This window comes from Granulosicoccus antarcticus IMCC3135 (genome assembly GCF_002215215.1).
GTDB classification, from domain to species: Bacteria; Pseudomonadota; Gammaproteobacteria; order Granulosicoccales; family Granulosicoccaceae; genus Granulosicoccus; species Granulosicoccus antarcticus.
Window position 1 is genome coordinate 1247256 of record NZ_CP018632.1, and the last position, 12980, is coordinate 1260235.

The window sequence follows — 12980 nt, forward strand, 5'->3', positions numbered from 1 at the left end:
TTGGCCCGAAAGGCATGAAAGAGCTGCAAATAGAGCAGCGTGGCAGTGTCTGGGTCGGTGTGTTCCGGGCTATGGCCAGTCCCTGTGAAATTCATATTGAGCTGCGCTCGCGAAAGCGCGCAGCGCAGCTTATGGCACTGGCGCAGAAGGAGGCGCTGCGCATCGAGCGTCTGTTCAGTCGCTACCGTGATGACAACGTGATTCACCGTATCAACACGGCGGCCGGCAGGAGTGTGACGGTGGATTCTGAAACCGCTCGCATGCTGGATTTTGCCGATCAGTGTTTCACTCTTTCCGAAGGGCTCTTTGATGTGACTTCCGGTCTGTTGCGCAAGGCCTGGAATTTCGATGGATCGGACCGTGTGCCGACGATGGCTGCAGTGGATGCGCTATTGCCCCAGGTGGGTTGGCAGCAGGTAAGCTGGTCAGAGCCGCATTTCACACTGCCTGATGGAATGCAGATAGATCTGGGTGGGATCGGCAAGGAGTATGCCGTTGATCGTACCGTCTCATTGCTCAATGAGCACTGTCAGGCCCCGTTTCTGGTCAACTTTGGTGGTGACCTGCATGCCTTGCGTTCGCCTGTTACCGCCCAGGGCTGGCGCGTAGGTATCGAGGCAAGCCGAGGTGGTAGTAGCGATGCCTTGCACAGCATTTTGCTGGAACGGGGCGCCTTGACCACCAGCGGAGATGCCCGTCGATACCTGCTCAAGGACGGTGTACGTTACGGACATGTTCTGAACCCGAAGACAGGATGGCCGGTGGAAGGTGCTCCAGCGTCGGTTACCGTGGCTGGTAATACCTGCACCGAGGCCGGTATTCTCTCAACGCTAGCCATTTTGCATGGCAACGAGGCTGAGTCGTTTCTGGAGGATCAGGGCGTGCGGTACTGGGTACAGCGCTAGCGTTAATTGTTGAACGAAGCCTGAGGCTCAATGGTTTTTTGACTGGCGTGCATTCTGCTAGGTAAGGGCTCTACCGCGACTTGCCGATGAGGCAGGGTATTGTCATGCCAAGGCCCCAGTGTGAATCTCCGTTTTTCTCAGAACTGCTCCGGAAAGCCTTTCGTCATTTTTTAATAGCGGCTGTGATGCTACCGCTGGCGTCGTGTTCTGTTGTTGGTGACATCGTTAACGTCGATGAGGTCAAGCCCTGGCAGCGAGGTGTTCTGGCGCGTGACGATATGCAGTTGATCAATGATGCGCTGGAACAAAGTGTTGATGATCACATCTATTTCTCGCGGGAGGCCTCCACCGGAGGAGTGAGTATTCAAGGTGGCGGCTGCGGCTGTAACTGATGGGGGCTTTGCAACGCCAACTCTCGGTAGCTGCCTGCACCCTGATTACTGCGGGCAGTGTGCCGGGTGCCAATGCGGCAGAAAATCCCTGGGAAGCTGATCTATCCTATCTGTCCTATCAGGAAGCTGACGACAGGGTCTCGGTGTCCAAGACACTGCTCAATCTGCAGCGCGAGACAGACACGGGAAGTCTGACATTGAATCTGGTGCATGACAGCATGTCAGGGGCCTCGCCGACGGGCGCTCTGAGAGGGGCTGAATCAGCAGACACGGTCACGCGGGTTTCCGGAGAAAGCGGGCAGGGTTATTCGAGAAGCGCGTTCACGGATACGCGTATACAGGCAGGGTTGCAACTCGAACGCCTGATTACCTCGTCGATTACGCTGAGTGCGGGTGGTGCGATATCAGATGAATCCGATTATGAATCGCAGAGTATCGATCTTGGCATTGCCAAAGAATCGACTGACAAGCTGACTACATTCAGCGCGGCGCTGGCATGGACAAACGATACGATTTATCGCAGCGACACCGGTGTCACCCCCGAACCACTGGGGAATGTGCAGCAGACACGTTTGTATAGCGAAGGTGAACGTGAGACGGTGGATGCCTTACTGGGTATCAGTCGCGTAGTGAATCGCCAAACCGTCGCACAGCTGAACCTGGCAATCAGCGCTTCGGATGGATATCACTCGGACCCCTATAAAATCATCAGCGCAGCCGAAGAGAATGGTCGCATCATGGCCAATTTCCATGATAGCCGTCCCAATTCCCGGTTGCGCACCAGTCTGTTCGGCAAACTGGTCCACCAGCTGGCTGATACAGAAAACTCCATTCATCTGAGTTATCGTTTTTACCGGGATGACTGGGGAGTTCAATCAAATACCGTCGATGTGCGCTATCGGCACCAGCTGACGGATCGGCAGTACCTTGAACCCCATTTTCGCTGGTACCGACAGAATGAAGCTGATTTCTATCAAACCTATCTACCTGTTGACAGCGGTTCAAATCCGCAATTGCCAGAGAATGGACTTGCCAGTGCTGACTACCGACTGGATGCGATGCAAAGCACCACCGTCGGCATGAAATACGGCATTTATCTGACTCCCAGGGTCGAGCTGAAGATTCGTGGCGAGTACCTTGACCAAAGCTTCAGTACTGCAGGTTATGGGGGTAATTCAGCTGTCATTGTTCAGACCAGTATCAACGTAGACTTTTGACAAGTCAGGCATAAGCACGCTGAAGTGCTGATCACTTCGCTTATACTGATCTGACGATTTCCGCTGTCACTGCTGAGTCTCAGAACTTCATGGCTACCCAACTCTCTGTCAATCTCAACGCCATTGCCCAGTTGCGCAACCGGCGTGACCTGCCTTGGCCCAGTGTCACCGGCTTTGGTCGGATCGCCCTGCAGAATGGCGCACATGGGCTGACCGTGCATCCTCGTCCTGATGAACGGCATACCCGTTTCAGTGATGTAGGCGATCTGCGAGCGCTGATCGATACTGAGTTTCCTGGCTGCGAATTCAATATCGAGGGTAATCCCACCGAGGATTTTCTTGCACTGGTGGAGCAGGTCCGTCCGGAGCAGGTCACACTGGTGCCCGATGATCCGGCTCAGGCGACCTCAGATCATGGCTGGGATTTTCGCAGTCAGCACAATATGCTGGCACCGATAGTCGCTCGCCTGCAAAGTGGTGGCATGCGGGTATCGTTGTTTGCGGATGCCGAAGTGGATCAGGTTCAGTGGGCGAAAGACACGGGATGTGATCGAATCGAGCTGTACACCGGCCCCTACGGTGGTACCTATGCCAATGAGGCGGCAATGCGCGCCGAAATTGAACGCCTGGGTAACACCGCTGATGCCGCAATAGCATTGGGCATGGAAGTCAATGCGGGCCACGATCTGACGGTCGCCAATTTGCCTGCTCTGATTGAGCGTATTCCGACACTGGCCGAGGTTTCCATCGGTCACGGGCTTACTGCTGATGCTCTGGAATACGGGATGGCAGCCACCGTTTCACGATTTCTGAAAGTCTGCGGTGCCTGAACAGCTCTGCTTCCCGATAGCTTTTCCTATCAAGCTTATTATTTTACGAGCCCTGAATCTGGGTTATTCATGAAATGTCCAGGTTAATAACCAGCGGAAAATATCATGTTCAAGTCACTTGCTCTTGTCATCGTTCTAGCTCTGACAACATCGTCTGCACTGGCGGCACCACAACGCTACTCGCTGGACTCTGAACATACGACGGTGGCCTTCCTGGTTGAGCATGCTGGCTTTGCAAAGACGCTGGGTCAATTCACCGAGGTGTCTGGTGCCTTTACCTATGACGAGGAAACCAGGCAGGTATCGGATGTTTCTATCAGTGTAAAAACCGGTAGTCTGCAGACAGAAAACAAGGCTCGTGACAAGCATGTTCGTAGCAAGGACTTCCTGAATACTTCGAAATATCCCGATATGATCTTCACCGCTGATGGGGCGTTCGTTGCGGCACAAGGAACGACAGAGCTGTCGGGGAGTCTGCAACTATTGGCAGAAAAGCGTCCCCTGACTTTGTCTCTCGTGCTCAACAAGTCGGAAAAATACCCGTTCGGACACAAGAAATTCACGCTGGGAATCTCTGCCCGAGGCGCACTGCAGCGTAAGGATTACGGTATGGACTATGGTGTTGCCAACGGCTTGGTGGGAGATACGGTTGAGCTGATCATCGAGACCGAAGCCAATATCGACTAATGTTCAAACAAGGTAGACAGTGTCTGGCGTAGGCTGGACATGCGCTGGCTGGGAGAGTCTGCATCAGGCAGCATGCCATTCACCCACTCGTTCGCAGGTAATCGTTCCAGCAGGAACTTGTCTTTCGAGATGATGTGGATGGGGACGTCCGCGCTATTGCCCCAGCCATTGATGATGGGGGGAGGCTGATGATCACCTACAACAATCATTAGTGCATCGTCAGCATACCGGGCTGCATATTCAGCCAGAATATCCAACGTATAGTCGAACGATTTTTCGTACATGTCCTGAACCTGCTCGCGATACTCCCAGCTGATGGGATCGCCGAACCGGTGTGAACCATCGTAGATAGATCCGTCTCCCACCAGCTCCCAGTCAATTTTCTGTGGCAATGGTGTCCATGGGGCATGAGTTGACAACAGGGCAAGGGTTGCCATCATCGGTTTGGCACTAGGCTGGCGAATATGGTTTTCGAAGTGGGACAGGGTGTATTGATCAGGCATGGTCACGTAACCGAATCGTTCACCGGAAAACCCCAGTTCCGAGTTGGTGTAGAGGCCTTCATAGCCATACCAGACACCTTCAGGCCAGGCCAGCTGTATGGCCGGCATGATGCCTGTCGTATACCAGCCTGCTTGAGCGAACAAGCCGCTCAGAGAAAGCCTGTCAGAGGTGACCAGTCTGTCAAAGCGGGCCTGGTTATCTATTTCAAGGCCCGATTGTAGTGTTGCTTGTGCCAGCCAGCTACGTCCACCACGAACCGGAGATGTCAGCCAGCTGCTCTTGACGCTGAGTCCGGACTCGCTCAGTGTGGATTCGCTCTTCGCAAGACGGCTGTGTGCTGTCGCGGAAAAGCGTTCTGCATCCAGATAACCACGGCCATAGGATTCGACGAATACCAGAATGACATCACGACCGGCAAGTGCGCCGAAAGTCGGTGTAGCGACATTCATGACATTGTCCAGACCCAACTCTCCGGTGAAGGTGCGTTGGTCAGCAATCGAGCGTTGCAGGCTTGTGATCCGCAGTGCAATTTCAGGTATGACGTTTGCCTCTACCGGTCCATCCCTGTGTGTGCGATGTTCGTATGCCAGCGCAGTACCGCCGATCAACAATGCAACTCCCACGAACCCGAGGCTGACGGTTCGGGTTTTCCCTTTGACTTGTGAGATAGTACACAGGCATCGATAGAGCAAAAAACCCAGTGCCAGCAATAGAATGAAGACTACCGCTACAATAATGCCTGCTTCGAATCGACCGACTGCCGTCGAGGCCAGGTTCCAGCCATCGGCCACCAGGTGTATTTCCAGTAGTGGGCTAAAGCGACGATTGAATGCCAGGTAGGAGCCCAGGTCGGCCAGTCGAAGCAATAACAGCAAACCGATGGCCAGTGTCAGCAGCAGGCTGAGCCAACGTCCGATTTTCTGGTTGGCAGCAAGCAACAGCAGGATCAGTACCGGCAGCTCCAGAGGGAATTGTGCCCAGTTACTCCAGCCAAATTTCCCGGGATGAGAAGGAAACAGCAATGCCAGATATACGAGTGCGACGGATAATGACAGCACGATGACAGAGCGCCACAAGGAGGGCGATGAGACTGAGTCACCGCCAATCACTACGGTACTGCCGGTAGATTCAGGCAAGCGGTTCTGGTCTTTGTTTCGTCTCAAAGGTCGGTTCATGCGCATGCTGCTGACTGTCCTGTTGCTATTACTCATTGCCCGTCTGATAGAGCTGGAAACGGCCATTGCTCTCATCCGGAATGCCGATTGGCGATGGATGATTGCCTGCTTTGTCGTTGTTCAGCTCCAAGTGCTCTTGTCAGCGATACGCTGGCAGGTGACAGCCGTTCGACTCGGACAAGTGCTGAGTGTTCCACACGCTGTTCGCGAATACTACCTTGCCACCCTGGGCAACCTGAGTCTGCCCGGTGGAATCACCGGTGATGCTGCTCGGGTTTATCGCAATCGGGATGCCGCGGGTGTGGGCAAATCTGCTCAAAGCGTATTGATTGAAAGATTGGCCGGGCAACTTGCCTTGCTGGTAGTGACGCTCGGTGGTTGGGTGTTGTGGCCTTTGCTGATGGACAGCGCCGCGCCGGAGTTGGGTGAAAAGATGATACTGACGGCATTGCTGCTGCTGGTGGCATTGGTACTGGTATTCAGGCTGGTCGTAAGGTTTGCGCCACCTTCGGTTGCGAACTTCATGGCCGAGTTGGGACCGTCCTTGTATTGTGCCTGGTGGGCTGACAGACAGTGGCTGGTTCAAGGAGCACTGAGCCTGGGCGTGGTTGCCACCTATCTGGCTGTTTTTGCTATCTGTGCGCTGGCGTTGCAACATCCCTTGCCTTTTGTCGGTGTGGTGACGATCGTACCGTTGGTGTTGTTGAGTATGGTTATACCGATATCAATCGGTGGCTGGGGTGTGCGTGAGGCGGTTGCGGCCTCATTGTGGCCAGTGCTGGGTATGTCCGCAGAAGCCGGTGTGGCAAGTAGTGTGCTCTATGGTGTTATTTCATTGCTTGCGACGATACCGGGTGCGTTGTGGGCTGCACTGCGCCCATCAGATGATCGATGCCTGTAGAGCCACAAGACATCACGTATGAAGGAGGCGGCCAGGCAGAGCAAGGCCAGCAAGCCAGCCATATCTGAAAGTGGCGGAGCAAGCAGTGGGGACAAGATGGCGCATAGCACGACTAGCTGAATGACACACACCAGTTTGCGTCGAAATGAGGGGTACAGATTTCCGCGTAGCGCTTTGGACCAGAGGCTGGCCAGAACGAACAGGTAGCGCATGAGCCCCAGCGAAATAATCCAGATACCGGTTTCGCCGCTGTACCAGACAAAAACACTGACAACCAGAATCAGCAGCGCATCTGTTTCCATGTCAAAGCGTGCGCCAAACTCGGATGCCAATCCGGATCGTCGGGCCAGGTAGCCATCGACACCATCCAGAGACAGCAATAAAACAACCAGGCCGGTGATCAGCCAGGGCCACTGCATTTGCAGCTCACTGGCGACAGGGACCAGACCTGCAATGAGCACGGTGCCTGCGGCTCTGTAGAGCGTCACCGCATTGGCTTTACCGAATATCGAGTACGGGTGCCAACCAAGGCCACGCCAGTTCAAAGCCAGTATCAGAGACCAGAGAATCGTCCAGGTCAAGCCTATGCTGATACTGGGCAGGTGCACCAGTAAACTGTTCAATTGGAAAAGGGTGGCTATGCCAGATAGGGCAAAAACCAGACTGGCAATCAAAAAGTGCCATGCAGCCTGCTTGTGCAGGCTTGCCTCTGGTCTCACACCGCAGACTCGATGTTGCACAGATGGCCAGCGCGATCGCGTTTAGTTTGCAGATAGCGTGCATTGTGTTCGTTGACCGTCGCATGAGAGGGCAATCGGTCGATAACATCAATGCCTTCGCGACGCAGTGATTCTATCTTGAGAGGGTTGTTGGTGATCAGTCGTATGCGTGAGACGCCCAGTTCGTTCAGTATGGTGGTTGCTGCCTGATAGCGGCGTTCATCATCTCCGAATCCCAGATTCTGATTGGCTTCAATGGTATCCAGTCCTTCGTCCTGCAATTGATAGGCGCGTAGCTTGCTGGCCAGTCCAATTCCACGACCTTCCTGAGACAGGTATAAAATGAGCCCACCACCAGTGCGAGCCATACTACTGATGGCCCCATTGAGCTGTTCTCCGCAGTCACAACGCAAGCTGCCCAGGATATCGCCGGTAAAGCATGAAGAGTGGATGCGAACGTCGACCGGTTTGCCCAGGTCCGGCTCTCCGACGGTGATGGCCACATGTTCAGCAGAGCCGTGGCGCTCCTTGAAAACGGCAAGCTCGACACTGGCCGCATCAGATAATGGAATTCGGGTTTTGCTCATGGCCATCAGATCGCCTGTGTCCGGACGTGCGGATAAGGCATCCGTGACAGTGCAGCTCAATATCGAGCCGGGGCCAACCGGATGTGGGTAGAGCAGCAGAGCTGGCAGTGCATGAGACTGCTGAGCCAGGCGTAGTCCGGCAATGGCAGCTTCGTGCTCATCAGATTGCCACTGTGCGGCATCCGGAAAATTGCGTTCCAGAGTGTGCAGTCCAGCCAGTTTGAGAATGCTCTGCAGTGAGGTATGCGGGAGCAGCTGAAGGACGGCCGCCTCGTCGTCTGTCTCTCGACCCAGCGCTCTGGCTCTGTTAGCAGAGACGATCAGTTGGCAACTGCCCGCAGCGTTGATAGCTTGCAGCAACGAAGGGGTCACTGTTTCTACCAGTGTTACAACGCATGAGCCGGATGTATGGCTTAGTACCGCCTCTCGGCCACGTTGTAATTCAACGATACATCGTTCGACTGCGAGCGGATCATTCATCGGCGGCATATGGTTTCTTGATATGGTCATCCGTGGCACGGCTATGTATTCTTGTGTAATGTCTATACGATGACATTGTTGATTTGGGTTAACACAGGCTTTGCGCCTTTTACAGACTCAATTTTGCGACAGAGCTATCGATAGTTGTCCAGCACCCCCGGAATTACAAAGAGCATCCCAGACTGATCGTGAGTAGCGAAAACCCACAAACACAGGCATGGGCACTTCTGCAGGCTGCTCGAATCCTGGCGGATCAGCATGCGTTCGCAAGGAATGATTGCCTGAGTGAATCGACAACTAATGGGGACAATGGTTCCTGTAGCTTTGTATTCAATCTGCAAAGCGGTGCCGTTGATACACTGGCGGGGCAGATTCATGATGCGGATCTCATTCATAGCCCTCTTGAGGGGTGGCAATATAGCAACGCACTGCCGCAGGCCGCCAGGGACATGCTGGATTTGTATCTTCCGGTGCTGGGAACTGCGACTCAGACCCGTGTGGTGATCGGGCATCTGGGGCAGAGTATCGATGCGCGTATTGCGACTCTGGATGGCGATGCCTTCTTTGTCACTGGCGAGGAAAATCGCAGGCATCTGCACCGGCTTCGTTCACTGTGTCACGCCGTGGTGGTGGGAGCCGCAACGGTAAGCGCGGACGATCCACAGCTAACGACGCGAGCTGTCTCCGGGGCCAGCCCGGTCAGGGTCATCATTGATCCGCAAGCGCGAGTCTCACAAGATTCCAGAGTGCTGCACGATGGCGAGGCGCCGACCTGGTTATTGCACGCTGACACGGTAGCACTGGACTCTCTACCGCAATCCGACGGGTATCGCCGGCTAGCCGTGCGCTCGATGGATGGTCGTCTGCAGCCACAGGATATTCTGGATGTTCTGGCGCAAAATGGTTTGCGACGAATTTTCGTTGAAGGTGGTGGTGTCACCGTTTCACGGTTTTTCAATGCACGCTGCCTGACTCGATTGCAGATCGCCACTGCACCCTTACTGGTTGGCGAGGGTATAGCCTCCTTGCAGATTCCGGGGGCTGCCAGCATGAAACTGGCTTTGCGCCCGGATTTTCGCCTGTACCGAATGGGACAGGATGTCATGTGGGACTTTGAGCTCAGTGATGAACACTGGGATTCAGTGTCACCTCAAGAGCCGTCGAACTCGACAGAGCTGCAACGTTTGCTGTGATCAGTGAGCTTTTTGCGCAGGAGAGCGAGCCTTCAAGGCAAGGCCAGTAAATCCACATGACCGACAGTCAGCTGTGACATTGATGTCGAGTTGAATGAATTGCGGGCCGTCTGCCATTGATCGATAACCGCCCTTTCGCCAGAGTGTTGTTCAATGGCAGCAGCTGCCCAGCCTTCAATCAGTGCCGCTTGTAATTCCCTGTGTGTCGGGCTCAGGCCCCAGTCACTAGCTGTCAGAGTCACCGCTTGTCGGGCTTCCAGCAAACTGGCCAGGTATTGGCCGGCTTGCGGTCCCAGGGCTGGACCAAATCCCTTGTCACTGAGCTGATGGGCATTGAGCAGCTGGCGCATCAGCGAGTCAGTTTCAGTGACCGGTTGCCAGTCGATGTGGCCGTTATAGTTGAGCACGAAGAATGAGGCACAGCGGTGACTGATGCACAACCTGGCCAGTTGGTCCAGCCAGCGGCGAGAGGTCAGGTCCAGCAGGGCCGAGCCGGTGACAAGATCAGTTGTCTCGAAGGGCAGTTCCGCCAAATAATTAGCAAGATCGCTCTGCTGCCAATGCACCGAGGCACTGAAAGTCTCATTCGACAGAACCAGTGCATCGTTTGCGTGTTGCACTGTGATGTCGTTTGAGGTGGCCCACAGCGATAGGATATCGGGCAGCTGTGTCAGCAGTTGTGCATCGTTGTCCACCAGTGTCCAGTGCTGGTCATGGCCGAGCAGAGGGCATAGATAGCGCAGGTTTGAGCCCGTGCCAGTGCCAAAATCCATGATATGCAGAGGCGTTTGCAGCTTCGCCCAGCCTTGCAGTGATTCGCTCAGCACACTATCTCGTGCGGTATGGTCGGCCGGTTCGCGCAGGCTCAGCCATTGCTGGCTGAAGCCACTGGGGGCCTGCGAGGGTTCATCGTTTACCATGTCAGAGCTGCCTCGAATTCACGGGTGGACTGCTCCCAGCTTTGCAGGGAGGTTCTGGCAGTTTTTGCAGCATTCTGTAGAGATTGTCGCAAGACATCATCCTGCATGAACTGTCGCAGTGCCTCGGCCAGTGCGGTGGCGTTACCCGGTGACACCAGAATTCCGGCACCGGTGGGGATGGTTGACGGTATGGCACCAGCATCGCTTGCAACAATGGGCAGGCCACGGGCAATAGCCTCGACCAATACCATGCCGTAGCCTTCATGATATGAGGCGAGTACGAACAGGTCAGCTTGCTGATACAGCGCATTGAGTGTTGCCTCATCGGCTTCACCGGTAAAGCTGACCCGTTCCCCCAGATCCAGCTCATGGCATTGCCTGAGCAACGCCTGGGCGGTGTCGGCATCACGCTCGAGGCTGCCGGCGCAGGTCAGATGCCACGGCAGCTCCTTCAGCTGCGCCATCGCTTCAAGCAACACATCATGTGCTTTGCGCTGGGTCAGTGTGGCGACACATAGCAGATTGAAGGAATCTGGCGATGCACCCCTGGCCAGTGGTGCTATGTCGGTTCCCGGGCAGACGGCAACCATCGCCGAGTCGGGCACCTGATAATCACGCAGCGAATCGGCGGTGCTCTGACTGGTGGTGATCACACGTTGTGCATAACGCAAAGCCGCCTTTTCACTTTGCATCAGCTGCTCAGATGTTGCGCGGCTGTTGCCGGTTTCCAGTGCCAGAGGATGGTGAATGAGTGCAACCAGCCGTAAGCGGTTCTGGTGCCGGGCAAGTTGTTCAGGCATGACGCTGTAGGCTAAGCCGTCAATGACCGTCAGCGCCTGATCGGGCAGGGCAGCCAATTGTGCACCTGCCTGCTCCAGCTCTGCCGCATTGGGAAAGGGGTAGGCACCCTCGAGTGAGATTAGCTCGACGTGCCGGCCCATCGCCCGCAAGCCTTGCATGATGCGCTTGTCGTAGCGGTAACCGCCAGTACGGGTATTGATATCACCGGGTACCAGCAGATACACGGTGTCAGAAGACTCGTTCAAGCTTGAAGCTCACCTTCGAAGGCGGCCCAGGCAATATGGGACTCGTGCAAGGTCACTTTCATGGCGCTCAAGCCCTTGGCAGCAGCACCCAGATCACCGGTCTTGATACGATCAGCGATGCGCTGGAAAATCACGGCGGCCAGAAACTCCGTCGTGGTGTTCTTGCCGGCAAACTCGGGTACTTCATCCAGATTTTTGTAGTTGAGCTCTGCGAGTACAGCGGCGAGTTGCTGGCTGGCCAGACCAATATCAACAACCAGACCATCGTCATCGAGTTGTGGACGACGCATTTCCAGATCAACCACATAGGTGGCCCCGTGCATGCCCTGTGCAGGGCCAAAAATTTCGCCCTTGAAGCTATGGGCGATCATGAAGTGTTCTCTGACGTTCAGGCTATACACGTGATACTCCGTTAATTTTCAGGTTTGATGGTATCGGATACGATGGCAAAGGACGTTCTCGCCCTTGCTGACTAACTGACCTAATGTCTCTGGCAGAGTTCGAAAGTCGCTCTCACCACTGATCAGGCAATCCAGCGTTGCATCCTCGAGTAGTCGCATGGCCAGCGCCAGGCGTCGTTGATAATCCCAGCGAGAGCGTTGCGCAGGGGCAATCTGTCCTACCTGTGATGAGCGAATCTGTAGTCGTTGCGAGTGAAAAGCCTGACCAAGCGGTATTGATACGGCTTTATCGCCATACCAGCTCAGTTCCAGAATGGTTGCCTCGAAACCGGCCAGTTCAAGAGCTGTTTGCAAGCCTTGCTCGCTGGCAGAGGCATGGATAACCAGGTCACGCTCATGGCTTGCCTGTGCTGGCAACTTGAAGTCGACCCCCAGCTCTTGTGCTATGGGTTCGCGGTGTCTGTTGATGTCCACCAGTTCGACTTCGCAGCCTGGTATGGCCGCAGCCAGCCAGGCCACCAGACAACCAACGACGCCAGCACCGACTACGGTTATACGATCACCTATATTCGGTTGAGCATCCCAGAGTGCGTTGATGGCCGTCTCCAGGTTCGCGCACAAAACCGCCCGTGCTGCAGGTATGTTTGAGGGGATTGGCGTGACCGCGTCGGCAGCGACAATGTAACGACTCTGGTGGGGATACAGGCAGAAGACCTCTTTGCCCAGCAGGTGTTCAGGTCCGGCCTCCACGAGGCCCACATTGATATAGCCGTATTTGACCGGAAAGGGAAAATCACCTTCCTGAAAGGGGGCTCGCATGCGCTGATATTCACTTGGCGGTACCGTACCGTTGAACACCAGTGACTCGGTCCCACGACTGATGGCCGAGTACAGACTTCGCACGGTAACCTGTGTCGGAGTGGCGGGCGGCAGCGTGAGATTGCGTATCTCGGCCTGCCGTACCCCGGTAATCCAGAAAGCTTCGGCGTTCATGATGTTATTGATACGAGAAAATCGGGCAGT

Annotated in this window: 14 protein-coding genes; 7 read left to right on the top strand and 7 right to left on the bottom strand. The window is 55.1% G+C overall.

Annotated features, from left to right (window positions below; all coding sequences use genetic code 11):
* Positions 1-14: 14 nt before the first annotated feature.
* The 5 genes from IMCC3135_RS05325 (at position 15) to IMCC3135_RS05345 (ending at position 4031) form a co-directional block, all read left to right on the top strand.
* Entirely contained in the window at positions 15-905 is an 891-nt protein-coding gene (locus tag IMCC3135_RS05325) for an FAD:protein FMN transferase (protein WP_088916660.1), read from the top strand.
* A 185-nt stretch (positions 906-1090) separates the two neighbouring features.
* Positions 1091-1297, top strand: coding sequence for a DUF4266 domain-containing protein (locus tag IMCC3135_RS05330; protein WP_088916661.1), 207 nt, complete (start codon positions 1091-1093; stop codon positions 1295-1297).
* A complete protein-coding gene (locus IMCC3135_RS05335) occupies positions 1297-2514 on the top strand; it encodes a DUF3570 domain-containing protein (protein ID WP_088916662.1) in 1218 nt (405 codons plus the stop codon). Before IMCC3135_RS05330 ends, IMCC3135_RS05335 begins: the two co-directional genes overlap by 1 nt.
* A gap of 89 nt (positions 2515-2603) precedes the next feature.
* Positions 2604-3344 carry a pyridoxine 5'-phosphate synthase gene (locus tag IMCC3135_RS05340; RefSeq protein WP_088916663.1) on the top strand — a complete coding sequence of 247 codons (741 nt, stop codon included), beginning with the start codon at positions 2604-2606 and terminating at the stop codon, positions 3342-3344.
* 105 nt (positions 3345-3449) lie between these two features.
* On the top strand, positions 3450-4031 hold the full coding sequence (locus tag IMCC3135_RS05345; protein WP_088916664.1) for a YceI family protein: 582 nt from the start codon (positions 3450-3452) through the stop codon (positions 4029-4031).
* Here IMCC3135_RS05345 and IMCC3135_RS05350 read toward each other — a convergent pair.
* Positions 4028-5593: an alkaline phosphatase family protein gene (locus tag IMCC3135_RS05350; protein ID WP_088916665.1), complete on the bottom strand. Its 1566-nt coding sequence runs from the start codon at positions 5591-5593 to the stop codon at positions 4028-4030. The two genes, IMCC3135_RS05345 and IMCC3135_RS05350, sit on opposite strands and share 4 nt — an antisense overlap.
* Position 5594: 1 nt before the next feature.
* On the opposite strand from IMCC3135_RS05350, the gene IMCC3135_RS05355 reads away from it, so the two are divergent.
* Complete coding sequence (locus tag IMCC3135_RS05355; protein WP_088916666.1) at positions 5595-6611, top strand: lysylphosphatidylglycerol synthase transmembrane domain-containing protein; 1017 nt, start codon at positions 5595-5597, stop codon at positions 6609-6611.
* Here IMCC3135_RS05355 and IMCC3135_RS05360 read toward each other — a convergent pair.
* Together IMCC3135_RS05360 and ribA are read right to left on the bottom strand one after the other, a co-directional pair.
* Positions 6530-7330: a CDP-alcohol phosphatidyltransferase family protein gene (locus IMCC3135_RS05360; protein ID WP_157735778.1), complete on the bottom strand. Its 801-nt coding sequence runs from the start codon at positions 7328-7330 to the stop codon at positions 6530-6532. The genes IMCC3135_RS05355 and IMCC3135_RS05360 overlap by 82 nt on opposite strands.
* A complete protein-coding gene (ribA, locus tag IMCC3135_RS05365) occupies positions 7327-8397 on the bottom strand; it encodes a GTP cyclohydrolase II (protein ID WP_157735779.1) in 1071 nt (356 codons plus the stop codon). The genes IMCC3135_RS05360 and ribA overlap by 4 nt, the downstream gene beginning before the upstream one ends.
* Positions 8398-8585: 188 nt before the next feature.
* On the opposite strand from ribA, the gene IMCC3135_RS05370 reads away from it, so the two are divergent.
* A complete protein-coding gene (locus IMCC3135_RS05370; protein WP_088916669.1) occupies positions 8586-9590 on the top strand; it encodes a RibD family protein in 1005 nt (334 codons plus the stop codon).
* Between the two features lie 32 nt (positions 9591-9622).
* Here IMCC3135_RS05370 and IMCC3135_RS05375 read toward each other — a convergent pair whose 3' ends face one another.
* From IMCC3135_RS05375 to IMCC3135_RS05390, 4 genes are read right to left on the bottom strand one after another with little or no spacing between them, the layout of a single operon-like run.
* Entirely contained in the window at positions 9623-10510 is an 888-nt protein-coding gene (locus tag IMCC3135_RS05375) for a class I SAM-dependent methyltransferase (protein ID WP_088916670.1), read from the bottom strand.
* Positions 10504-11556 (bottom strand): glycosyltransferase family 4 protein, encoded by a 1053-nt coding sequence (locus IMCC3135_RS05380; RefSeq protein ID WP_205737919.1) that lies wholly within the window; start codon positions 11554-11556, stop codon positions 10504-10506. The genes IMCC3135_RS05375 and IMCC3135_RS05380 overlap by 7 nt, the downstream gene beginning before the upstream one ends.
* A complete protein-coding gene (locus IMCC3135_RS05385) occupies positions 11553-11957 on the bottom strand; it encodes a 6-pyruvoyl trahydropterin synthase family protein (protein WP_088916671.1) in 405 nt (134 codons plus the stop codon). Before IMCC3135_RS05385 ends, IMCC3135_RS05380 begins: the two co-directional genes overlap by 4 nt.
* An 18-nt stretch (positions 11958-11975) precedes the next feature.
* Positions 11976-12950, bottom strand: a complete 975-nt coding sequence (locus IMCC3135_RS05390; RefSeq protein WP_088921690.1) for a zinc-dependent alcohol dehydrogenase — start codon at positions 12948-12950, stop codon at positions 11976-11978.
* Positions 12951-12980: the final 30 nt, after the last annotated feature.

What these genes read in the sequence shown, in the direction of transcription:
- IMCC3135_RS05325 (WP_088916660.1), top strand. Translation starts at nt 15, where the DNA reads ATGAAAGAGCTGCAAATAGAGCAGCGTGGCAGTGTCTGGGTCGGTGTG.
- IMCC3135_RS05330 (WP_088916661.1), top strand. Translation starts at nt 1,091, where the DNA reads ATGCTACCGCTGGCGTCGTGTTCTGTTGTTGGTGACATCGTTAACGTC.
- IMCC3135_RS05335 (WP_088916662.1), top strand. Translation starts at nt 1,297, where the DNA reads ATGGGGGCTTTGCAACGCCAACTCTCGGTAGCTGCCTGCACCCTGATT.
- IMCC3135_RS05340 (WP_088916663.1), top strand. Translation starts at nt 2,604, where the DNA reads ATGGCTACCCAACTCTCTGTCAATCTCAACGCCATTGCCCAGTTGCGC.
- IMCC3135_RS05345 (WP_088916664.1), top strand. Translation starts at nt 3,450, where the DNA reads ATGTTCAAGTCACTTGCTCTTGTCATCGTTCTAGCTCTGACAACATCG.
- IMCC3135_RS05355 (WP_088916666.1), top strand. Translation starts at nt 5,595, where the DNA reads ATGACAGAGCGCCACAAGGAGGGCGATGAGACTGAGTCACCGCCAATC.
- ribA (WP_157735779.1), bottom strand. Translation starts at nt 8,397, where the DNA reads ATGAATGATCCGCTCGCAGTCGAACGATGTATCGTTGAATTACAACGT.
- IMCC3135_RS05375 (WP_088916670.1), bottom strand. Translation starts at nt 10,510, where the DNA reads ATGGTAAACGATGAACCCTCGCAGGCCCCCAGTGGCTTCAGCCAGCAA.
- IMCC3135_RS05390 (WP_088921690.1), bottom strand. Translation starts at nt 12,950, where the DNA reads ATGAACGCCGAAGCTTTCTGGATTACCGGGGTACGGCAGGCCGAGATA.